Origin of the sequence: Candidatus Sororendozoicomonas aggregata (assembly GCF_031528575.1) — a bacterium.
Lineage (GTDB): Bacteria > Pseudomonadota > Gammaproteobacteria > Pseudomonadales > Endozoicomonadaceae > Endonucleibacter > Endonucleibacter aggregata.
Genome location: NZ_JAVLSP010000034.1, coordinates 15,837 through 37,555, shown reverse-complemented (window position 1 = coordinate 37,555; position 21,719 = coordinate 15,837). Strand labels below are relative to the sequence as shown.

General features: G+C 48.6%; 14 protein-coding genes. 7 read left to right on the top strand and 7 right to left on the bottom strand.

Translation table 11 applies throughout. The features are described 5' to 3' along the window. Window positions 1–460: 460 nt before the first annotated feature. The 6 genes from thrS to V4C51_RS08530 all read left to right on the top strand — a co-directional run bounded on the left by thrS (window position 461) and on the right by V4C51_RS08530 (window position 5,456). The gene (gene thrS / locus V4C51_RS08555) at window positions 461–2,386 is read left to right on the top strand and encodes a threonine--tRNA ligase (RefSeq protein ID WP_330925736.1); all 1,926 of its coding nucleotides are present in this window, start codon (window positions 461–463) and stop codon (window positions 2,384–2,386) included. Between the two features lie 146 nt (window positions 2,387–2,532). After that, window positions 2,533–3,102, top strand: a complete 570-nt coding sequence (infC, locus tag V4C51_RS08550) for a translation initiation factor IF-3 (protein WP_330925735.1) — start codon at window positions 2,533–2,535, stop codon at window positions 3,100–3,102. Between the two features lie 135 nt (window positions 3,103–3,237). Further along, window positions 3,238–3,429: a 50S ribosomal protein L35 gene (rpmI, locus tag V4C51_RS08545; protein ID WP_330925734.1), complete on the top strand. Its 192-nt coding sequence runs from the start codon at window positions 3,238–3,240 to the stop codon at window positions 3,427–3,429. Window positions 3,430–3,460: 31 nt separating this feature from the next. Then, window positions 3,461–3,820 carry a 50S ribosomal protein L20 gene (gene rplT / locus V4C51_RS08540; protein WP_330925733.1) on the top strand — a complete coding sequence of 120 codons (360 nt, stop codon included), beginning with the start codon at window positions 3,461–3,463 and terminating at the stop codon, window positions 3,818–3,820. Window positions 3,821–4,534: 714 nt separating this feature from the next. Beyond that, the gene (locus V4C51_RS08535; RefSeq protein WP_330925732.1) at window positions 4,535–4,969 is read left to right on the top strand and encodes a cytochrome b562; all 435 of its coding nucleotides are present in this window, start codon (window positions 4,535–4,537) and stop codon (window positions 4,967–4,969) included. Beyond that, window positions 4,962–5,456 carry a cytochrome b/b6 domain-containing protein gene (locus V4C51_RS08530; protein ID WP_330925731.1) on the top strand — a complete coding sequence of 165 codons (495 nt, stop codon included), beginning with the start codon at window positions 4,962–4,964 and terminating at the stop codon, window positions 5,454–5,456. The genes V4C51_RS08535 and V4C51_RS08530 overlap by 8 nt, the downstream gene beginning before the upstream one ends. 321 nt (window positions 5,457–5,777) lie before the next feature. Here V4C51_RS08530 and V4C51_RS08525 read toward each other — a convergent pair whose 3' ends face one another. From V4C51_RS08525 to V4C51_RS08495, 7 genes are all read right to left on the bottom strand, one after another. Further along, entirely contained in the window at window positions 5,778–7,106 is a 1,329-nt protein-coding gene (locus V4C51_RS08525; RefSeq protein WP_330925730.1) for a DEAD/DEAH box helicase, read from the bottom strand. A gap of 465 nt (window positions 7,107–7,571) precedes the next feature. Continuing rightward, the gene (locus V4C51_RS08520; protein WP_330925729.1) at window positions 7,572–11,087 is read right to left on the bottom strand and encodes a hypothetical protein; all 3,516 of its coding nucleotides are present in this window, start codon (window positions 11,085–11,087) and stop codon (window positions 7,572–7,574) included. A 648-nt stretch (window positions 11,088–11,735) separates the two neighbouring features. Continuing rightward, window positions 11,736–14,771, bottom strand: coding sequence for a hypothetical protein (locus tag V4C51_RS08515; protein ID WP_330925728.1), 3,036 nt, complete (start codon window positions 14,769–14,771; stop codon window positions 11,736–11,738). A 644-nt stretch (window positions 14,772–15,415) separates the two neighbouring features. Further along, window positions 15,416–15,679: a hypothetical protein gene (locus tag V4C51_RS08510; RefSeq protein ID WP_330925727.1), complete on the bottom strand. Its 264-nt coding sequence runs from the start codon at window positions 15,677–15,679 to the stop codon at window positions 15,416–15,418. A gap of 245 nt (window positions 15,680–15,924) precedes the next feature. Further along, the gene (locus V4C51_RS08505; RefSeq protein WP_330925726.1) at window positions 15,925–17,073 is read right to left on the bottom strand and encodes an iron-containing alcohol dehydrogenase; all 1,149 of its coding nucleotides are present in this window, start codon (window positions 17,071–17,073) and stop codon (window positions 15,925–15,927) included. Between the two features lie 8 nt (window positions 17,074–17,081). After that, on the bottom strand, window positions 17,082–18,458 hold the full coding sequence (locus tag V4C51_RS08500) for an aldehyde dehydrogenase family protein (protein ID WP_330925725.1): 1,377 nt from the start codon (window positions 18,456–18,458) through the stop codon (window positions 17,082–17,084). A gap of 32 nt (window positions 18,459–18,490) precedes the next feature. Continuing rightward, window positions 18,491–19,858 (bottom strand): glutamine synthetase family protein, encoded by a 1,368-nt coding sequence (locus V4C51_RS08495; RefSeq protein ID WP_330925724.1) that lies wholly within the window; start codon window positions 19,856–19,858, stop codon window positions 18,491–18,493. 412 nt (window positions 19,859–20,270) lie between these two features. Between V4C51_RS08495 and ccoN the strand changes: the two genes are divergently transcribed. Next, window positions 20,271–21,716 carry a cytochrome-c oxidase, cbb3-type subunit I gene (ccoN, locus tag V4C51_RS08490; protein WP_330925723.1) on the top strand — a complete coding sequence of 482 codons (1,446 nt, stop codon included), beginning with the start codon at window positions 20,271–20,273 and terminating at the stop codon, window positions 21,714–21,716. Window positions 21,717–21,719 lie beyond the last annotated feature (3 nt).

Genomic DNA, 21,719 nt, shown 5'->3' with positions numbered 1-21,719 from the left:
AAAATTGAGGATAAAAAGTCGGAAATTTTTAGTGAATAGTGGTTCTATTTGCTAAAAATTTCCGGCTTTTTAGACCAATTTGCTGCCACCGCAGTAGGGCAGTCTATTCTCGGACAGGCTCCTAGGAGCCCGGTGGCGCCATGTAACGAAGAGCGGTCTAAAGAGACAGCTTTTATCAGCGGTTGCGGCCAAACAAAAAAGAGTGTGAACAGCTTTTAAGGGTTTCACAGTTTCACAAAGTAAGGGTTTCACAAAGGAAACGCGCAGTGCCGCGCCTGAATCCTTGACTGTGGGTGCCAGCAAAGGGACAATTCCTCACCTTTTAGTGGATTATCCCTTCATCGGGGGTACTCTGATACATGCTTCAACCCGTTGGTATGGGTTGAAAACACTGAACAAGCAGCTCCTGGTATGGGCTGCCACTGACACTTGTTTCTGATTAAAAGGAGTCCCTCTCCCTATGCCTGTAATTTCACTTCCCGATGGCAGCAAACGTGAATTTGCCGACGCCGTTTCCGTGATGGAGGTTGCTCAGGATATTGGTCCGGGTTTGGCCAAAGCAACATTGGCTGGTCGTATAAACGGTGAGTTGGTGGATGCCAGCACGCGCATATCTGATGACGCGAAACTCTCAATTATTACCGCGCGTGATGAAGAGGGGGTCGAAGTGATCCGTCACTCCACGGCGCACTTGTTAGCTATGGCGGCGCAGGATTTGTACCCTGGCGCACAGGTTACCATTGGCCCTGTTATCGACAACGGATTCTACTACGACTTTGCTTACGAGCGCCCGTTTACGCCAGAAGACCTGACCAAAATTGAAAAACGTATGGGGGAGCTGGCGAAGCAAGACCTCCCGATAGATCGTTTGGTGATGACCCGTGAAGAAGCGGTAGACGCTTTTAAGGCTATGGGTGAAACGTATAAGGTTGAGATCATTAATGACCTGCCTGCATCAGAAGAGATCTCGGTGTACCGCCAGGGAGACTGGATGGACTTGTGCCGTGGTCCCCATGTCCCTTCCACGGGCAAGTTGAAGGCTTTTAAGCTGATGCGTGTTGCCGGTGCGTACTGGCGGGGTGATGCCAATAACGAAATGCTGACCCGCATTTATGGCACTGCCTGGGAAGATAAAAAGGCGCTGAAATCCTACCTGCTCCGCCTAGAAGAAGCTGAAAAACGTGACCACCGAAAACTCGGTAAAAAGCTTGACCTGTTCCATATGCAGGAAGAAGCGCCAGGCATGGTATTCTGGCACCCTGACGGCTGGGCGATTTACCAGGAGCTGGAGCAGTACATGCGCCGTAAGCAGATTACCCATGGCTACCGGGAAATCAAAACGCCCCAGCTGGTGGAGCGGACATTGTGGGAAAAATCCGGGCATTGGGACAAGTTCAAAGATGACATGTTCACCACCCATTCTGAAAACAAAGACATGGCGGTGAAGCCCATGAACTGCCCGTGTCATGTGCAGGTGTTTAATCAGGGGCTGAAAAGCTACCGTGACTTGCCGCTGCGTCTGGCAGAGTTTGGTTCCTGTCACCGCAACGAGCCTTCAGGTGCTTTGCATGGGATTATGCGCGTGCGGGGCTTTACTCAGGATGACGCCCATATCTTTGTGACAGAAGATCAGATTCAGCAGGAAGTGGCTGATTTTATTGATTTTCTCCATGAAGTCTATGATGACATGGGCTTTGATCGCGCTAGCCTGATGTATAAACTGTCAACGCGCCCTGAACAGCGTGTGGGGTCAGATGAAATCTGGGACAAAGCGGAGAAATCCCTGGCAAAAGCACTGGACACTCAAGGGCTGCCCTGGGAGGAACTGCCCGGTGAAGGTGCCTTCTATGGCCCGAAAATAGAGTTCTCCCTGAAAGACTGTATCGGTCGGGTTTGGCAATGTGGTACCATACAGGTGGATTTTTCCATGCCCGGACGTTTAGGCGCTGAGTATGTGGATGAAACCGGCGGGCGCAAAACGCCTGTTATGCTTCACCGGGCGATTCTTGGCTCTTTTGAGCGGTTTATCGGTATTCTCATTGAACACTTTGAAGGAGCGATGCCCGCATGGTTAGCCCCCACGCAGGTGTCGATTCTGAATATTACCGACCGTCAGGGTGAATACGCCCTGCAATTGCAAAAATCTTTATCAGAAAACGGATTTAGAGCCAAAGCAGACTTGAGAAACGAGAAGATCGGCTTTAAAATCCGCGAACATACCTTAATGAAGACCCCTTACCTGATCATCGTTGGCGACAAAGAGTCTCAAAATGGTAACGTCGCGGTACGAACCCGAACAGGCGAAGACAAGGGGGTGATGTCAATACAGGCTTTTATTGACATGCTCAAGGCCGATGTCAGTAAAAAAGGTTGTCATAGACCTTGAGGCGGAAAACACGGTCTTTTCTGTGCTATACACAGGTACAGAAAAGACAAAAACAGTAGCATTCGCTGATCTTTTTTTGATCTTTCGCTGATGCTTGCTTGTGGTACGACGGCTTTATCGTTATTGTTCAACAAGTCGTCTTGCTTATGGTTGATTATACAGGAGATATCCCTATCAGACGTAACAGCTTCCGTGATCGTCGTCATCAAAAAGCGCCGATCAATGAAAATATTCGCGCCAAAGAAGTCCGCTTGATTGGTGTTGAGGGTGATCAGGTTGGCGTGGTGGATTTACGCGTCGCGCTGGAGATGGCCCAGGAAGCAGGGCTGGATTTGGTTGAGATTAACGCAACCAGCGAACCGCCCGTCTGTAAGATCCTGGACTTTGGCAAGCACCAGTACGAAGCCAAGAAACAGAAAACAGCGGCAAAGAAAAAACAGGTTCAAACCCAGGTGAAAGAAGTGAAGTTTCGCCCGGGCACTGAAGATGGAGATTATCAGGTCAAACTGCGCAACCTGATACGTTTCCTGACTGAGGGCAACAAGGCGAAGGTTTCCCTTCGCTACCGTGGTCGCGAGATGGCTCACCAGGAGCTGGGCATGGCACTGATGAAACGGGTTCAAGATGACCTGACTGATGTCGGTACTGTGGAACAGTTCCCTAAAATGGAAGGCCGTCAGCTCATCATGGTGATTGCCCCGAAAAAGAAGAAGTAACTCCCTTTTTCTTTGAGAAAGCGCTAAAAGACTGGCTTAACGCCCACCCGGCGTAAGGCGGTTTTTTATAAGGGTTACTGTGTGATTAAACTATTTCGGCATCCTGAGGGATGACCCAAATGCGGAGTGTTTTTCATGCCTAAGATGAAAACCAACAGTGGGGCCGCGAAGCGTTTCAAGAAAACAGCTTCTGGCTACAAGCGTAAAGGGGCGTTCAAGAGTCACATCCTGACCAAGATGACTACCAAGCGTAAGCGTCAACTGAGGGGTACTTCTATGGTATCCCCAGCCGACACGGGCCTCGTCAAGCGTATGCTGCGTGACTGATTCGCTTTCACTCATTTTCAGGAGATAACTCATGGCTCGCGTCAAGCGTGGCGTCATTGCACGTCGTCGACATAAAAAAGTTCTCAAGCAGGCTAAAGGTTACTACGGCGCGCGTTCGCGTGTATTCCGCGTCGCCAAGCAAGCGGTGACCAAAGCCGGTCAGTACGCTTACCGTGACCGCCGTCAGCGTAAACGTCAGTTCCGCGCCCTGTGGATTGCCCGTATCAATGCGGGCGCACGTATGAACGGTCTGTCGTACAGCCGCTTTATCGCTGGTTTGAAAAAATCTGCGATTGAAATCGACCGTAAGGTATTGGCTGATCTGGCTGTTCATGAGAAGGCTGTCTTCGGCCAGCTGGTGGAAAAAGCGAAAACCGCTCTGGCTGCCTGAGCTTTGGCATAACCGCTTTAAAAGCCCTTGCCTGATTTCATCGAGTAGGGGCTTTTTTATGTGTTATTCAGACAAACGACAGTCGTTGCCAGATTCCAGGTGCGCCATAGAGGGTGATAAAACTGCGCCAGATTGGTTGATTAGCACCTTGGGCCAAGCCTGAACGATGACGGTAGAATTAACTACTGGTGTCTTTTTTGAGTGAACAACTTATATTCCTGTCACCCTATAAAAACAGTACTTTTGTTCATTATCTACCCACTTTAGAGTTCCAAATTATCCAACATTCCCATTTGAGTTATTTGGCCCCATGCTAGCCCGGATATTTCATAAACCGCCCTTAGAGCCGCAAGGAGCAAGCAAGGCCAGGAGCATGTTTATGAAATATCCGGGCTAGGAGCCTGTCCGAGAGTAGACTGCCCTACTGCGGTTGCGATAAATGGATCTAAAAATTCCTGCTTCTCCATCAAATAGCCCCACTATTCTCCTCATAAACAGAAATTTTTATCCTCAATTTCGCGCAACCCTCGCTAAGGGCGCTATTCTCGGTCAGGCTCCTAGGGCTGTTATTCCTCTTCAGGGTTGTTCCTGACGCTAATGCGGCTATGCCAATAAAGTACTTGTCCATCTGCAGCCTATGGGGGGATAAGACACTGGAAATACATCAATACATGTTTTATTATCCTTTGAAAATTTCACTTTCAGGGCTTTAAAATGCAATTTAACTTAAAAGCAGTCCTTATTCCCGTGGCGCTGTCAGTAGTGGTTTTAAGCACCGCCTATATTGTCAACGGCGCACCAACAGCTAGCGATAGCATGCAGGCTGAAGAAATAAAAAAGGAAGGCGGAAGTAAGCCGTTGAGCGCAGCAATGAAAACAATGGGGTTTAACTTTAAGCGCTCTATTTCTGCAAAAACACTGGATGAGCTGCAGGGCTACGTAGATGAATTTCATGCCTATGCTGAAAAAGCAAAAAAAGCGGGGTACTCTGAAGATCCTGAAGCATTCCAGACAGGTGTTAGCGAGCTACTGACGGGCCTGTCATCAGTTCAGGACGCCATTAACGCGGGTGATCTCGATCTTGCTAAAAATAGAATGAAAGCGCTCAATGATATCAAGAAACAATACCACGGCAAATTCGATGTCTGAACCATTCCGTTGGCCTGGCGTTGTCAAGCTGATTCACTGGTCAGTAGTCGTGCTTTTTTTTAGCAATCAGTTCCTGTTTGGAGGAGGAAGCCAGTATCATACCTATGCTGGCTGGGGGATTCTTTTACTGGTTTGCTTGCGCCTGCTCTATGGTATGACCTTTGCCAAGACGCCTGCCCGACTTCGAGATATTTGCTTTTCTATCAAGGGTGTTGAGCATCACCTTCAGGAGCTGAAAGAAGGCAATTACCAACCCCACGGTCATAACCCGTTGGGGGCTATGGCTGTCTGGTTCATGTGGACAATGTTGTTACTTTGCGCTTTTACTGGCTGGCTTCAGGACACCGATTTTGGACTTGAACAGGGTGTCTATGAATGGCACAGCTTATTGGTCAATAGTCTGTTCTACTTCATCGGTATCCACCTGCTGGCTATCGTGATTACCTCGTTATTTAGTCGAAAGAACCTCGTTAAATCAATGTTATAGTTTTATCAAATAGCGCAGGGTCAAAACCCCCACCAGAGCTTTAGCTTGGTGGGGGAAACAACCGCAGGCATTGCGAAGCTTTGCCTCGAAGGTTGTGTTGCTAGGAGGCTGTCCGAGAATAGCGCCCGTAGCGAGGATGGCAGAAAATTGAGGATAAAAAGTCGGAAATTTTTAGTGAATAGTGGTTCTATTTGCTAAAAATTTCCGACTTTTTAGACCAATTTGCTGCCACCGCAGTAGGGCAGTCTATTCTCGGACAGGCTCCTAGGTGGTGCTCATTCGCCACCTAAAGCATGTGGGGCGAAGCGACATCCTTATTGACTATCTTTTCTTTAAAGGCTCAAACCCCACGTCAAGCATAGATCCTGCCTCTAATTTTGTGGGCTTGCGCCGTTTTCCAATACTTTTCTTATCACGGTTTTTCAATTTGCCAGCAGACTCTGCCTTCTTTTTTCCGGTCAGTTTCTTTTTACGGCCAGCTGCTTTGCCTGAAGCTTTCAGCTTTTTAGGGCCCTTGTAATGACCTTCCAAACCCTTAATGACGCGCCGTTCAAAGGTTGCACCCAGGTAGCGCTCAATGCTGACCATCAGGTTCCACTCAGAGGGACTGATAAAGGTGACTGCCAATCCTTGCTCCCCTGCCCTGCCCGTTCGGCCAATGCGGTGGACATAGTCATCACCACCGCGCGCCATATCGAGATTCACCACCAGCGTAACCCCTTTCACATCCAGACCCCGGGCAGCTAGATCTGTAGCCACCAACACTGTCATCCGACCTTCCCGGAAAAAGTGAATCACCTGATTGCGCTCCTCCTGGGTCATATCGCCATGGAGAACTCCCACTTTGTGCTTGTGATAACGCAACCAACGCCCGAGTTTATCTGCCTGTAGACGGGTATTGGTAAATACGACCACTTTTTCACCAATCTCAGCCCTGAGCAGGGCCGCCAATAGCTTTTCTTTGTGCTTCAGGTCATCGGCCAGAATAATTTGCTGCTTGATTTTTTCATGGGTGCCGCGCGTATCATTAAGCCTGATTTCTTCTGGCTCATTTAACACTGCCGTAATGACATCACGCAGACCCTTTTGTCTCATTGTTGCGGAAAACAAGAGGGTTTGGCGTTCAAGGCGACTACGCCCCGCTATCAATAGCACATCGTCCCTAAAGCCCATATCCAGCATCCGGTCAGCTTCATCAAGCACGAGGACCTCAAGATCGCCAAGGTCAATGGTACGGCGCCCCACATGCTCCGCAAGACGTCCCGGTGTGGCAATCACAATGTCTGGGTTTTTTCGCAGGCTGGCAGCCTGGTACTTGAAGCTGTCTCCACCGATGATAACTGTTGCTTTTATAAGGGTATAGCGAGCCAATGCTTCACACTGTCTGAGCACTTGCCGGGCCAGTTCACGGGTAGGCACCAGCACCAGCGCGCGTGTGACTGATCGCGGCGAAGGGGTTTCATGGAAGCGGTGCAACATAGGCAGTAAAAATGCCGCTGTCTTACCACTGCCAGTTTCTGCTCCCACCAGCATATCCTTACCGGCCAGTATGAACGGAATGGCCTGCTGCTGGACAGGTGTTGGGGTTGTCAATGAAAGCGCGTCAAGAGCCTTTAACAAGCGCTTGTTCAGGGGGAAGTGAGAAAACATGAAAGGGAGCTTACCAGAGAAGGAAAAACAACCCACACTATTTCACTGATAGCAGGTGATAACAAGCCCCGATAAACAGTTTTTTTGCCGCTATTTTTGCCGCTATTTGTTGTTAAGGTCATAGCAGGGTAAAACGCGACCTGATCGTATCAGCGGCACCAAAACCTCCAGTGACGTGCAGTCATTATGGTAAGGTGCGCGGCGTTTTTCAGGCCGTTACCAGAACACCATCAACATTTGATGCCCTGGCAAGTAGTGCTTATAATTAAACGACGATAGACTTTCACTACAGCCCATCATTGACTAGCAGCCTGACCGAGAATAGACTGCCCCACTGCGGTTGCGATAAATTGGTCTAAAAACTCCTGCTTCTTCATCAAATAGCCTCGCTGCTCTCCTCAGAAGCAGAAATTTTATCCTCAATTTCTGGCAATCCTCCTACGGGCGCTGTTCTCGGACAGGCCCCTACACTTCATCAGCTTCAACTTCTTGGCAGCCACAACGACGCAACAGGTATTTATAGGGGGCGATGATAGGAGAAACCAGCCATTTCAACTTACCTTCTGACTTTATTTTATCTCTTTCAATGACCAACATCACAGCATAATAGGCCAGGCCTGCCCCTGCGCCTATCGCCACCAGGACTGGGGTCGATAGCAGCGCGCTTAAGACAGCATTATTAGTATCAGGCGTATCAGGAGAGTCGTTAATATCCGTATAATTGCCCATGAAAGAATGATTACCAAAATTCGTTGTATTGCCAGTATGAGTAATATTGAATTTATTGCACGCCAGCTCATCACTGCCGTCAGCGCAGTTGATAAAACCGTCACAGCGCATCTCAGTGGGCTTCACCTGGCCATTGTCGCACTTAAAACACGGGGGATATGTGCCGTTGGTACGCTCATCGCTGCCGTCAAGGCAGTTTATACTACCGTCACAGCGCTTATCTCCCGCGACGGTTCGCCCGTCCTCGCAAGCATAAAGTTTAGCGCCAGGGTGTCTTATTTTGTCACACAGTCTGGTGGTACGATCAACCCCCAGCTCCCCATTGACACAGCAGTCTTCAGTCTTTTCATCACTCCTGCCACCGCAATCGTCAAAAGTATCACAATGCCATAATTCTCGGATGGTATGCCCTTTTTCACAAACAAAGAGTTTCTGGCCCCGTGTTCCCTTTTTATGACACCACCCGGTGGTACCGTTAACCCACCGCCGCGGATTTTGACAGCAGTCCGCGGCCTGCTCATCACTCCAGTCATCGCAATTGTTAACGCCATTGCAGAACATGCCACTACGGCTAATCACCGTACCATTTTGACAACGAAAACAAGGAGCGTTGTCACCGCTGGCGCTCTCATCACTCCAGTCACCGCAGTTGTTCCTACCATTGCAGGTCATGCCAAAAAAGTTGTGAATGAACCGACCATTTTGACAAAGAAAACAGGGAGGGTTGTGACCGCTGATGCGTTCATCACTCCCATCACCGCACTCGTTAATGCGATTGCAGCGCCATGCTTCGTTGATGGTTTGCCCATTTTGACAAACATAGAATTTCGTACCAGGGTCTCCTTTTTTATCACACACCCCGGTGGTGCCCCAAATCCACCGCCCCGGATTTACACAGCATTTTGATGCTTGCTCATCACTTCCATCACCGCAATCGTTATAGCCATTACAGTGAAATTCTGGCCGGGTGGTTCGCCCGTTTTGACAAACATATAATTCCGCGCCGGGGTTTCCTTTTTTATTACACAGCCCGGTAGTGCCCTTAACCCACCGCTCCGGATTTTCACAGCAGTCTTGTGGTTGCTCATCACTCATGTCACTGCATTCTGTATAGCCATTACAGTGAAATTCTGGCCGGATGGTTTTCCTGTTTTGACAGACAAATAATGTGATGTCGGGGTGTCCTTTTTTAATACACAGACCCGTGGTACCGTTAACCAATAGCTCCGGGTTTTCACAGCAGTTTTGCGCTTGTTCATCACTCCCGTCACTACAGTGGCCCATTCCATCACAGTAATATTCTATCTCGATGGTTTCCTGTCCGTTTGAGCAGTCAAAGGAATGACACAGCAGCTCATCACTGTTATCAGCGCAGTCCTGGTGGTCATCGCAGCGCATTTCACTACGAACCCGATCACCATTTTTACAATGAAAACAGTCGCTCTCATCACTATTGTCGCCGCAGTCGTCTTCGCCATTGCAGATCAGGTGGTTATTTTTAATTATCCGAGCGTTTTGACAACGAAAACAGGCAGGGTTGGCACCGCTGACGCGTTCATCACTGGGAATGACGCCGATGCAATGAACTACGCCATCGCAGCGCCATGCTGCTTTGATGGTTTGTCCATTTTGACAGACATAGAATTTGGTACCGGGGTCTCCTTTTTTATGACACAATCTGTTACCGTTGCTCTGCAACGTCCAATTTTCACAGCAGTCTCCAGCCCGCTCATCACTGGCGTAATCGCAGTCTTTAACACCGTTACAGCGCATTTCACTGAGCACTGGATTACCCTGTTTACAACGAAAACAGGGGGCGGTCGCACCGCTGGCGCGCTCATCACTGCCGTCGACGCAATCAACTTGGCCATCGCAGCGCCATGTTTTCTTGATGGTTTGTCCATTTTGACAGACATATAATTTGGTACCAGGGTCTCCTTTTTTATTACACAGTCTGTTACCTTTGCTCTGCAACGTCCAATTTTCACAGCAGTTATTGGCCTGTTCATCACTGTGGTCATCGCAGTTTTTAATACCGTTACAGCGCATTTCTTTACGAATAATCCAATCACCATTTTTACATCGAAAACAGGGAGGATTCTTGCCGCTGGTACGCTCATCACCGCCATTGCTGCAGTGGTTTCTGCTATCGCAGATCTGGAGATTATTGCGAATCAGCTCACCCTCTTTGCCACAGTGGAAACAGAGGGGGTTGACACCGCTGGTTGCCTCATCGCTACCGTCATCGCACTCTCTCTTGCCATTGCAGAGCCGTTCACTCTGAATTAGCTTACCATCGCTGTTACATTGAAAACAGGGGGGGCGAAAACCGCTGGAGCGCTCATCACTACCGTCTTCGCACTCTCTCTTTTTATTGCACCGTAGAGACCCCGCCCAATAATCTGGCACTACTTCCCCATTGTCACAAACAAAACCTGATACATCACAGGGCAGACCCATCGCCAGCAAGCTAAAAGGGGAGACAACGGAAGAAGCCAGGTTTGTCAGTGTACTTATCACACCAGAGAGTTTTGTTTGTTTGAACCAACCGTCAAACCAGGAATCTCCACAGGATTCCCCGCTGTTCTCAAGCTCATCGTAGCCGACTTCAGCCAACGCTTGTTGATGCTCTTTAATACAATTGGCTTTGTCGTCTGAAACAGGGTTGATACCCTCGTATTCCCCGTCGTTATCGGACTGATAGAAGCCGACGATCTCATCCAGCGCTTGTTGATGCTTTTCGAGACTGTTGTTTTTATAGCTTAAAAAAGTGTTGATACCCTCATCTTCGTGCTGCTGGTTTTCTACCTCGCTGATCATCTCACCAATAGTCATTCCGGGGTGTGCCTCACACAGTTTTATCATGGTTTTCAACAAGGGGAGTTTTGAAACCTGAACAGGGTCTCCGTGTACAATGTACCGCATAAAACTATCAAGGTTAGGGGCCCAGAAATGGCGGATACATAACGCCTTGAATAAATAGTAACGAGGTGACTTCCTTTCGCTATTCAAAAAGTCTTCCTTATCGGTAAAGCCTTCTGCTTCTGCCAATAGCATGGTTCGACAGTACTTATGAAAATCGTCTGTTAAATTGTCTTTTGCCTCTTCCAGATGATTGCTTAAATTATTAGGGTGATTAAGTATAACGTTGGTCGGGCCAAAAGGTTGATTGGAATCAGAATCAGCATAAATTGTTGGGCTTACTGACGCTGACAGCGCCATGAAAAAAACATAAAAAAAGAGTAAATACATAACTGACATCTCACTTGAAGCGCGTAACTGCCTAAAAATAGACTATTTTTTGATTTAACCGTCAATTGAAAACAGATAAATAGCTTCCAATAATGAGATAGATAGAATGAAAAATGATATAGCCAACAACATTAAATGATGAGACTCCCGTGGTTATTACGAACTGAAATCAGCCATTTTTTTAGCCCATTCGTTTCAAACCATATCCTCACTTTTTATAATAAACGGTTCATGATTTTTTGTGATAAACAGACCCCATGGAAGAGCCGCCTGTTTTTTGGTTTTCTAAAAAGCATGGGGCGTCATGTGATGAACAATAGTCCCGCTATTCTCCTCACAAAAGCGACTTTTTATCCGCCATTTCTCGCGGTCCTCGCTACGGGCAGACTTTTAAGACTGCTTCTTAATATTTTTAAAGGGAAGTCCTTTCCCTTTTTACTAACCTGGATATTTCATAAACATGCTCCTGGCCTTGCTTGCTCCTTGCGGCTCTAAGGGCAGTTTATGAAATATCCGGGCTAACAGGCAAGATATGCGGCGTTTGTTCGGGCTATTACCAGGGTATTACCAGGACACCCATCAATATTCGATATCCTGGCAAAGCGCTGATAAACCGCTGATTATTAAACGACGACGGATTATAATTGGCTACACTTCCTCAGCTTCAACTTCTTGGTGGCCACAACGACGCCTCAGGTATTTATAGGGGGTGGTGATAGGAGAAACCAGCCATTTAAACTTACCTTCTGACTTTATTTTATCTTTTTCAATGACCAGCATTACAGCATAATAGGCCAGGCCTGCCCCTGCGCCTATCGCCACCAGGACTGGGGTCGATAGAAGCGCGCTTAAAACAGCATTATTAGTATCAGGCGTATCAGGAGAGTCGGTAAGATCAGTAGAATTGCCCATGGAAGAATGATTACCAAAATTCGTCGTATTACCAAAATTCGTCGTATTACCAAAATTCGTCGTATTACCAATATGAGTAATATTGAATTTATTGCACGCCAACTCATCACTGCCGTCAGCGCAGTTTATACTCCCGTCACAGCGCATCTCAGTGGGCTTCACCTGACCATCGTTGCACTTAAAACACGGGGGGTGTGTGCCGTTGGTACGCTCATCACCGCCGTCAGGGCAGTTTATTACACCGTTACAGCGTATTTCAGCGAACGCTAATCGACCATCGTTGCACTTAAAACACGGGGGGTATGTGCCGTTGGTACGCTCATCGCTGCCGTCAGGGCAGTTTATAGTACCGTCACAGCGCTTATCTCCGGCGACGGTTCGCCCGTCCTCGCAAGCATAAAGTTTGGCGCCAGGGTGTCTTATTTTGTTACACAGTCCGGTGGTACGATCAACCCCCAGCTCCCCATTTACACAGCAGTCCCTGGTCTTTTCATCACTCCTGTCACCGCAATCGTCACCAGTATCACAATGCCATATTCCTCGGATGGTATGCCCTTTTTCACAAACAAAGAATTTGTGGCCCCGTGTTCCCTTTTTATGACACAACCCGGTGGTACCGTTAACCCACCGCCGCGGATTTTTACAGCAGTCCGCGGCCTGTTCATCACTCCAGTCATCGCAATGGTTACTACCATCACAGAGATAGTTATCACGGTTAATCACCTTATCGTTTTGACAACGAAAACAGGGAGGGTTCTCACCGCTGGTGCTCTCATCACTCCAGTCACCGCAGTTGTTAGCCCCATCGCATTGGATGAAAACAGACTTGTGAATCACCCGACCATTTTCACAACGAAAACAGGGAGGGCGTGTGCCGTTGGTACGCTCATCACTGCCGTCAGGGCAATTCAAATCATTATTACAGCGATAGTCATCCCGAATGGTTCGCTCCCCGTTTTCACAGACAAAGAATTTGGTGTCAGGGTCACCTTTTTTATTACACTCCCCGGTGACAGAGTGAACACTGCTTCCACAGCAATCTGATGGACGCTCATCACTCCCGTCACCGCAGCCGTCATCGCCATCGCAGTGCAATGTTTTATTCATAATATGCCCGTTCTGACAGGCATAGAATCTGGTGCCGGGGTCGCCTTTTTTAACACACAGCCCGGTAGCACCGTTAACCCACTGCTCTGGATTTTCACAGCACGTTGCTACTTTCTCATCACTCCGGTCACCGCAGTTGTCATTGCCATCGCAGTGCAATGTTTTATTGATGATATGCCCGTTCTGACAGACATAGAATCTGGTGCCGGGGTCGCCTTTTTTAACACACAGCCCGGTAGTACCGTTAACCCACTGCTCTGGATTTTCACAGCACCTTGATGCTTGCTCATCACTCCCGTCAGCACATTCGTGATTTCCATTACAGCGCTGTCCTGCCGGGATGGTTTTCCCGTTTTCACAAACATAGGAGTTGCCAATAGTAGGGCTACCAGTGGGGCTAGTAGTATCAGGCTTATTACACGCCAGCTCATCACTGCCACTACGGCAGTCTCTGTAGCCATCGCATTTAAATGCAATAGGTCTCATAGCGCCATTTGTACATCGAAGACAGGACGGATTCTCGCCGCTGACACGCTCATCACTGCCATTGCCGCAGTCGTTTTTGCCATCGCAGATCTTGTGATTACGGCGAATCAGCTCACCCTCGCTACATTGGAAACAGACGGGATAGTCATCGCTGGTTGACTCATCGCTGCCGTCCTCGCACTGTCTCTTGCCGTCGCAGAGCAGTTTACTCTGAATCAGCTTACTATCATCTCTACATAGAAAACAGGGGGTCTCGAAATCTATCGTAAAGAAGGTGGCCTCATCACTACCGTCAGAGCAGTGCCATTTGCCATCACATACCCGATTATCCGGTACTGTTTCCCCACTTCTACAATCAAAACCTGACACGCCACAGGGCAGCCCCGTCACTAGCAAGCTCAAAGGGGAGACAAAGGAAGAAGCCAGGTTTGTCAGTTTGCTTATCACACCAGAGAATCTTGTGTGTTCAAACCAGCCGTCAAACCAGGACTCCCCACAGGATTCCCCGCTGTTCTCAAGCTCATCGTAGCCGACTTCAGCCAACGCTTGTTGATGCTTGTGGATACTGTTGGCTTTGTCGTCTGAAACAGGGTTGATACCCTCGTATTCCCCGTCGTTATCGGACTGATAGAAGCCGACGATCTCATCCAGCGCTTGTTGATGCTTTTCGAGACTGTTGTTTTTATAGCTTAAAAAAGTGTTGATACCCTCATCTTCGTGCTGCTGGTTTTCTACCTCGCTGATCATCTCACCAATAGTCATTCCGGGGTGTGCCTCACACAGTTTTATCATGGTTTTCAACAAGGGGAGTTCTGAAACCTGAACAGGGTCTCCGTGTACAATGTACCGCATAAAACTATCGAAGGTAGGAGCCCAGAAATGGCGGATACATAACGACTTGAATAAATAGTAACGAGGTGACTTCCTTTCGCTATTCAAAAAGTTTTCCTTATCGGTAAAGCCTTCTGCTTCTGCCAATAGCATGGTTCGACAGTACTTATGAAAATCGTCTGTTAAATTGTCTTTTGCCTCCTCCAGATGATTGCTCAAATTATTAGGGTGATTAAGTATAACGTTGGTCGGGCCAAAAGGTTGATTGGAATCAGGATCAGCATAAATTGTTGGGCTTACTGACACTGACAGCGCCATGAAACAAGCATAAAAAAAGAGTAAATACATAACTGACATCTCATTTGAAACGCGTAACTGTCTAAAAATAGACTATTTTTTTGATTAAACCGTCAATTAAAACCAGATAAATAGCTTCCAATAATGAGATGGATAGAATAAAAAATGATATAGCCAACAACATCAAATGATGAGACTACCGTAACTATTAATAACTGAAATCCACCATTTTTTTAGCCCATTCATTTCAAACCATACATCGCTTTTTATAATAAACGGTTCATGATTTTTTGTGATAAGCAGAACCCACGGAAGAGCCGCCTGTTTTTCGGTTTTCTAAAAAGCATGGGCGTCATGTAGTGAACAAATAGGGGAAACAGGCAGTTTCTACTATTAATCGTCTTTTCTAACTACCGTAAGAGTCTGCAAACTGGGCGTCAGAACAAGGCAAAACGACGAGTAATAGCCCGAGCTATCGCGAGGCGTTTTAATGCGGATCTGGCGTTCAGTTTGTCAACGTAAAGCGCATTTAGAAGCGTCGATTGGTATAAATCCTGCTTATTGCGAGGCGCTGCAACACAGGGCTGGCGTTCAGCTTGCCGCGTAAAGCGAAGTTGGAAGGGTCGTCGGCTGATACCGGTTACCAAGCAGCCTGTGACTATCGGTCCGACAGGCTCCTGGAGTTTGAGGCTGGCTTAATGATACAAAATATTTTCTTCAGGTGACCGCGTAGAATATTTCGCCAGCAGAGAGGCTTTGCTATCTGTCTGGGTAATATGCCCTACCTCATTGCATTCCACTGGCTCAATATCTGCCAACTGATCATAACAGTGATACCACTGATCACTGTAATTTTTGTTCATCAACGCCGTTGCTGCTTCCTGATCTTCAGCAGTAATTCTGATATGGCCGGGGAAGTGACTATGACCGTACTTGAAGGTGAAATAAAAATCACGCATCACTCTTTACCGAATTGCTACGAATATATAATAAAAGTGTAGCACCTCCCTTTTTGAGTCTGATGTTAAAATTCTCTGGGCTGTGTTTACCCCGCTTACTGAGCCACGCCAGCCACCCACTTTTGCGATGGTGTGGAGAAGCCAGGTCAATGTTGTCGCTTCTTTGGGCAACGACTTGCCTTGGTAAGTAAGTGAGCCACGGTACTTTCCATTCTTCCACATTGACGACACGGCTTGATCAGGGTTTAAAAACACTCACTATAAAGATTAATCGCGGCCTCTAAGGTCAACTCAACCGGGTTTCCTCCAGCGCTTGGGTCTTTAATAGCCATTTTTGCGAGTAATTCAATTTTGCCCGGGTTTGCGCCGAGTTCTTCAAGTGATTTCGGGACATTTAGTGTTTCAGAGAGTGCGATCATGTGATCGTAGAAACCATCGAAGCCGCCATCTATTCCCATATAAGAGGCAGCTGACGTGATACTTTCTTCGATGGCTGGGCGGTTGAACCTCAGTACGGCAGGCATGACGACGGCATTGGTCATGCCGTGGGGGGTGTTAAATACCGCGCTGACAGGGTGAGAGAGGGCGTGCATGGCTCCGAGACCTTTTTGGAAAGCTGTAGCCCCCATGGCAGCGGCGGTCATCATATGGCCGCGGGCTTCCATATTGGAAGGGGTCTCATAAACGATCGGCAAATTCTCTTTGATCAACCGCATGCCTTCTAATGCGATTCCCTGACTCATTGGGTGATAGGATGGCGAGCAATAGGCTTCCAGGCTGTGAATAAAGGCATCCAGGCCCGTTCCCACCGTAACCACCGGGGGTAAATCCACAGTTAAAGCAGGGTCAGCGATGACGCGGCTAGGCAGCATTTTGGGGTGGAAAATGATTTTTTTGACGTGATTTTTGCTATCCGTCAATACACCCGCGCGGCCAACTTCTGACCCGGTTCCGGCCGTGGTGGGGATGGCGATATTGGGGGCGATTACTTCGGTGTCTGCCTGAGTCCACCTGTCGCCAATGTCTTCAAAATCCCAGATTGGCCGGGTTTGTCCTGCCTGAAAGGCGATCAGCTTGCCTAAGTCCAGGGCTGAGCCACCGCCAAAACCAATAACGCCGTCGTGTTTTCCCTCAATATAGGCTTTCAGGCCAGCCTCAAGATTTTCGTCGGTAGGGTTTGGCTCGACGCCGCTGAAAAATCCAAAATTCAGACAGTTGTCGTTGAGGGTGTTTTTAAGCGTTTGTGTGATAGGGCGTTTGGCTAAGCCTTTGTCGGTCACGACCAATGGGTTTTCAATACCGATGTCCGCGCATGCTTCACCAACTTCCCGCAGACGGCCTGCGCCAAAACGAATATGAGTAGGGTAGGACCAGTTAGCGTGTGTTGTCATCATGGTCACCTCTACTTTTTAAAATGGAACGATTGAGGGCGGGTGAGATTGTGAAAGCCTATCTCTGAAAGCGCGCCGCCTTTACCCGTATCTTTGCGGCCTGTCCAACAGAGCGCGGGGTCAAGGTAGTCCGCGCGATTCATAAAGACGGTTCCGGTATCTATTTGTTTGCCGAGCCTGGTGGCCTGATCCGGGTTTTGTGTCCAGAGTGAGGCCGTCAAACCATAAGGGCTGTCGTTGATGAGTCTGAGGGCTTCGTGTTCGTCTTTGACTTTCATAATGCCAAGGACAGGGCCGAAAGATTCTCGTTTCATCACGTCCATATCATGATTGACGTTTACCAGAATTTGCGGCGCAAGATAAGCGCCGCCGTCATCAGCGAATTGACGGGTATCGATCAAAGCTTTAGCGCCGAGTGACAGGGCTTGCTGCGTTTGCGTGCGGACTTGCGCCGCGAAACGTCTGTGTGCCATAGGCCCGAGATTTGTATTTTCATCGAGGGGATTTCCGAGTTGGTAACTCTTTACCAAGGCCACGCAGCGCTCGACAAACTCGTCATACACGGCTGATTCCACATAAATTCGTTCGATACCACAGCAGCTTTGGCCTGAATTAAATATGGCCCCGTCCACAAGCGTATGGGATGCGGTTTCAAGGTTAGCATCACTCATCACGAAGGCCGGGTCTTTGCCGCCAAGCTCCAAACCCATTGGAGTGAATGTGCCGGCCGCCGCTTTTTCGATGGCGGCACCACTGTCCACAGACCCGGTGAAATTGACGTAATCAAAGGCACGTTCTTTCAGTAAGCCTTCGCTTTGTTCGTGGGAGAGATACAGGTTTTGAAAGAGCGCCTCCGGCAGGCCAGCTTTGACAAAGGCATGCACCATACGTTCGCCCGCCAATAGCGTTTGAGGGGAATGTTTAATGCACACGGCATTGCCTGCGATCAAACCCGGAACGACGGAGTTGATGGCCGTCATGTAGGGGTAATTCCAGGGAGCGATGACCAGGATAAGGCCATGGGGTACGCGTAAAATACGTCGTTCAAACGCATCGCTGTGTTCTATCTCAATGCTCTTCAGTGCCCGGTGAGCGATAGAAGCCATATAGCTTGAACGTTCTTCCACGCCGTGGAATTCGCCCCTGAAGCGCACAGGGCGCCCCATCATACGCGCTAGTTCTGGTACCACTTCGTCATTCATCGATCCGAGCATCTCAACACCGGCCATCACCACTTTAATTCGCTCACCAAGCGCTACATTAGCCCATTCTTTTTGCGCTGCATGGGCTTGGGTAAGAGCCGCTTTGATTGCTTGTGGACTGTGCAGTGGTCGCTCTGCGTAAACAGATTGATCAATTGGAGAAATACAACGGAGTAGTTGAGTCATTGTCGTTGCCAGCTAAAAATTCAGTGTCGTTTTTATGCGCGTTCAAAGCCGCGGTTTACTTCCCAGTCGGTCACACGGCGATCGTATTGTTCTTGTTCCCACATAGCGGCGCGCGCATAATGTTCGATGACATCGGAGCCAAAGGCCTCGCGGAGCATGTCCGAACTTGCCAATGCCAAGGTTGCCTCGCGCAGGGTAAGGGGGATCTCGGGCAGGTCTTTTCCCTGATAGGCGTCACCGTTATACATATCTTCGAGTTCCAGTTGTTCTTCCATGCCTTTCAGGCCAGCAGCCAATAAGGCGGCCATCGCCAGGTGAGGGTTTAGATCGCTCCCGCCAATACGGCATTCAATGCGGATTGAGGCAGTATTTTCGCCAACGATTCGAAAACCCGCGGTGCGATTATCCATGGACCAAACGGACTTGGTCGGTGCAAAGGTGCCCTCCATAAAGCGTTTGTATGAGTTGATGTAGGGCGCGAGAAAGTAGGTAATGTCGCGAGAATATTTCAATAAACCAGCCAGGTAGCGCTTCATCAGTTTCGACATGCCATGGGGTTGTGATTTATCGAAGAATACGGGAGTACCGTTTTTGTCGCAAAGGGATTGATGAATATGCGATGACGAACCAGCCGCGTCATAACTCCATTTGGCAAGAAAGCTGATTGCATGACCCTGTTGCCATGCAATGTCTTTACAGCCTTGTTTGATAATCGTATGACGGTCGGCCATGTTAAGTGTATCGGTGTAACGCACGTTGATTTCTTCCTGACCTGAGCACGCCTCGCCCTTGGAATTCTCGACGGGAACGTCAGCACCGTTTAATCCATTGCGAATGGCGCGCATCAAGCCCTCTTCCTTGGTGGTTTGGAATATATGGTAGTCCTCGTTATAGGCGCTGATCGGACTCAGATTTTGATAGCCTTGCTCCTGGGCTTGCTCGAAGCTTTGTTTGAAGATAAAGAATTCAAGCTCGGAGGCAAACATCGCGTTTAGCCCGGCGGCTTTCAATAAAGCGATTTGTTTTTTCAACATCGTGCGTGGTGAGTGGGGGACTTCTTCGTGGGTGTGCGGGTCGAGAACATCGCAGATCACTAAGGCCGTGCCTTCCAGCCATGGTACTTTGCGCAGCGTATCCAGATCAGGTTTCATCACATAATCGCCGTAGCCTGATTGCCATGAAGTACTTTTATAGTCCCCAACGGGATGCATTTCCATATCTGTGGCAAGGAGGTAATTGCAGCAGTGAGTTTCTCTCCACGCGCGGTCGATAAAAAATTCGCCATGGAAGCGCTTGCCCATTAAACGCCCCTGCATATCTACCTGGGCGGCAATCACTGTATCGATGCTGCCGTCGGCGACGGCGGCTTTCAGGTTTTCCATCGTCAGTTTGCCTGCCATGTATGGCTCCTGTATTGGATTGGTTATTTGAACGGGACCAGGCGTCAGTGTAAAGAATTTTATGCTCGAAAGCATAAGTCCGACAGGCTCACGGGCATCACCTTTACTTCCGTATAAAAACCCATAGCGATTGCGCGGACTTTTTTGTATCATACCACCAAAATCAGAGGGGGCTATGATTTTGCTATTCGACGAGTTGCACAACAACCGGCTAATGACAAATAACGTCTGAAACCGAGATTGCCTGAACCCGCACAGCAAACCATCATTTTTGAGCAGGACTGATATCTTAATACTCAATAACTATATGTTGAGTGTTACGGTTTGTTTGATCTTTCAAAAAGCCGCGCCCAACCATTGCCCTCTCTTCAGGTACACCAACACACAACTGAAATCATCCAGGGCATGTAGTATGAGCACAGTACCAATACAGCCTGGCCAGCAAACGGCAGATTACAACTTTAAGGTTGTTCGCCAGTTTGCACTGATGGCCGTCGTATGGGGAGTTGTGGGGATGGGCATGGGGCTGTTTATTGCCTCACAAATGGTCTTCCCCGCGTTAAACTTCGATTTACCATGGACCAGTTTTGGTCGACTCAGACCACTACACACCAACGCCGTCATTTTTGCCTTCGGTGGCTGCGTGTTAATGGCGACGTCTTTTTACGTGGTTCAGCGTACCTGCCAGACAAAACTGGCATTTCCCAAACTGGCCAGCTTTACCTTTTGGGGATGGCAGCTCGTTATCTTGCTGGCAGCCATTACCTTGCCCATGGGATACACGACATCTAAAGAGTATGCCGAATTGGAGTGGCCCATCAGTATCTTAATAGCCATTGTCTGGATTGCTTACGCTATTGTTTTCTTTGCAACAATCAAGCGCCGTAACGTCAAGCATATTTATGTGGCTAACTGGTTTTATGGTGCATTTATCATTACGATTGGCGTCTTGCACATTGTCAACAACATGGCCATTCCGGTGTCACTGACAAAATCCTACTCCATGTATTCTGGTGCTACTGATGCCATGATTCAATGGTGGTATGGCCATAATGCAGTGGGTTTCTTCCTGACGGCAGGCTTTCTGGGCATTATGTATTACTTTGTGCCCAAACAGGCTGACCGACCTGTATATTCCTATCGTCTGTCCATCGTGCACTTCTGGGCGCTGATTGCCATTTATATCTGGGCTGGCCCTCACCATCTGCATTATACGGCACTGCCTGACTGGGCCCAGAGCCTGGGTATGGTTATGTCACTGATCTTGCTGGCACCGTCATGGGGGGGCATGATTAACGGTATCATGACCCTGTCTGGTGCCTGGCATAAACTGCGCACAGACCCCATCCTGCGATTTCTTGTGGTATCGCTGTCCTTCTATGGTATGTCCACTTTCGAAGGCCCAATGATGGCCATCAAAACCGTTAACGCCATGTCTCACTACACTGACTGGACCATTGGTCATGTTCATTCTGGTGCCCTTGGCTGGGTAGCGATGGTGTCTTTTGGCGCGCTGTACCACCTTATTCCCAGGGTCCACGGTTTGAAAGACATGTACAGCACCAGGCTGATCAATGCGCACTTCTGGCTGGCTACTATTGGTACTGTGTTGTATATCGTTGCCATGTGGGTTAACGGTATTATTCAGGGTTTGATGTGGCGTGCAGTTAACGACGATGGAACTCTGACCCATAGCTTTGTTGAAACTGTGTCTGCCAGCCACTTCGGCTACATTGTTCGAGCCATTGGTGGTGCTTTCTTTGTTGCCGGTATGGTGGTGATGGCCTACAACGTCTACCGTACCCGCCGGCAGGCAAAAATCAACACTGAAGCCTTCGCCCCTTCTGCGGCAGTGTGACAG

Excerpts from the sequence above, each read along its gene's own strand:
- thrS (WP_330925736.1), top strand. The coding sequence starts at position 461 with ATGCCTGTAATTTCACTTCCCGATGGCAGCAAACGTGAATTTGCCGAC.
- infC (WP_330925735.1), top strand. The coding sequence starts at position 2,533 with ATGGTTGATTATACAGGAGATATCCCTATCAGACGTAACAGCTTCCGT.
- rpmI (WP_330925734.1), top strand. The coding sequence starts at position 3,238 with ATGCCTAAGATGAAAACCAACAGTGGGGCCGCGAAGCGTTTCAAGAAA.
- rplT (WP_330925733.1), top strand. The coding sequence starts at position 3,461 with ATGGCTCGCGTCAAGCGTGGCGTCATTGCACGTCGTCGACATAAAAAA.
- V4C51_RS08535 (WP_330925732.1), top strand. The coding sequence starts at position 4,535 with ATGCAATTTAACTTAAAAGCAGTCCTTATTCCCGTGGCGCTGTCAGTA.
- V4C51_RS08530 (WP_330925731.1), top strand. The coding sequence starts at position 4,962 with ATGTCTGAACCATTCCGTTGGCCTGGCGTTGTCAAGCTGATTCACTGG.
- V4C51_RS08525 (WP_330925730.1), bottom strand. The coding sequence starts at position 7,106 with ATGTTTTCTCACTTCCCCCTGAACAAGCGCTTGTTAAAGGCTCTTGAC.
- V4C51_RS08520 (WP_330925729.1), bottom strand. The coding sequence starts at position 11,087 with ATGTATTTACTCTTTTTTTATGTTTTTTTCATGGCGCTGTCAGCGTCA.
- V4C51_RS08515 (WP_330925728.1), bottom strand. The coding sequence starts at position 14,771 with ATGTATTTACTCTTTTTTTATGCTTGTTTCATGGCGCTGTCAGTGTCA.
- V4C51_RS08510 (WP_330925727.1), bottom strand. The coding sequence starts at position 15,679 with ATGCGTGATTTTTATTTCACCTTCAAGTACGGTCATAGTCACTTCCCC.
- V4C51_RS08505 (WP_330925726.1), bottom strand. The coding sequence starts at position 17,073 with ATGATGACAACACACGCTAACTGGTCCTACCCTACTCATATTCGTTTT.
- V4C51_RS08500 (WP_330925725.1), bottom strand. The coding sequence starts at position 18,458 with ATGACTCAACTACTCCGTTGTATTTCTCCAATTGATCAATCTGTTTAC.
- V4C51_RS08495 (WP_330925724.1), bottom strand. The coding sequence starts at position 19,858 with ATGGCAGGCAAACTGACGATGGAAAACCTGAAAGCCGCCGTCGCCGAC.
- ccoN (WP_330925723.1), top strand. The coding sequence starts at position 20,271 with ATGAGCACAGTACCAATACAGCCTGGCCAGCAAACGGCAGATTACAAC.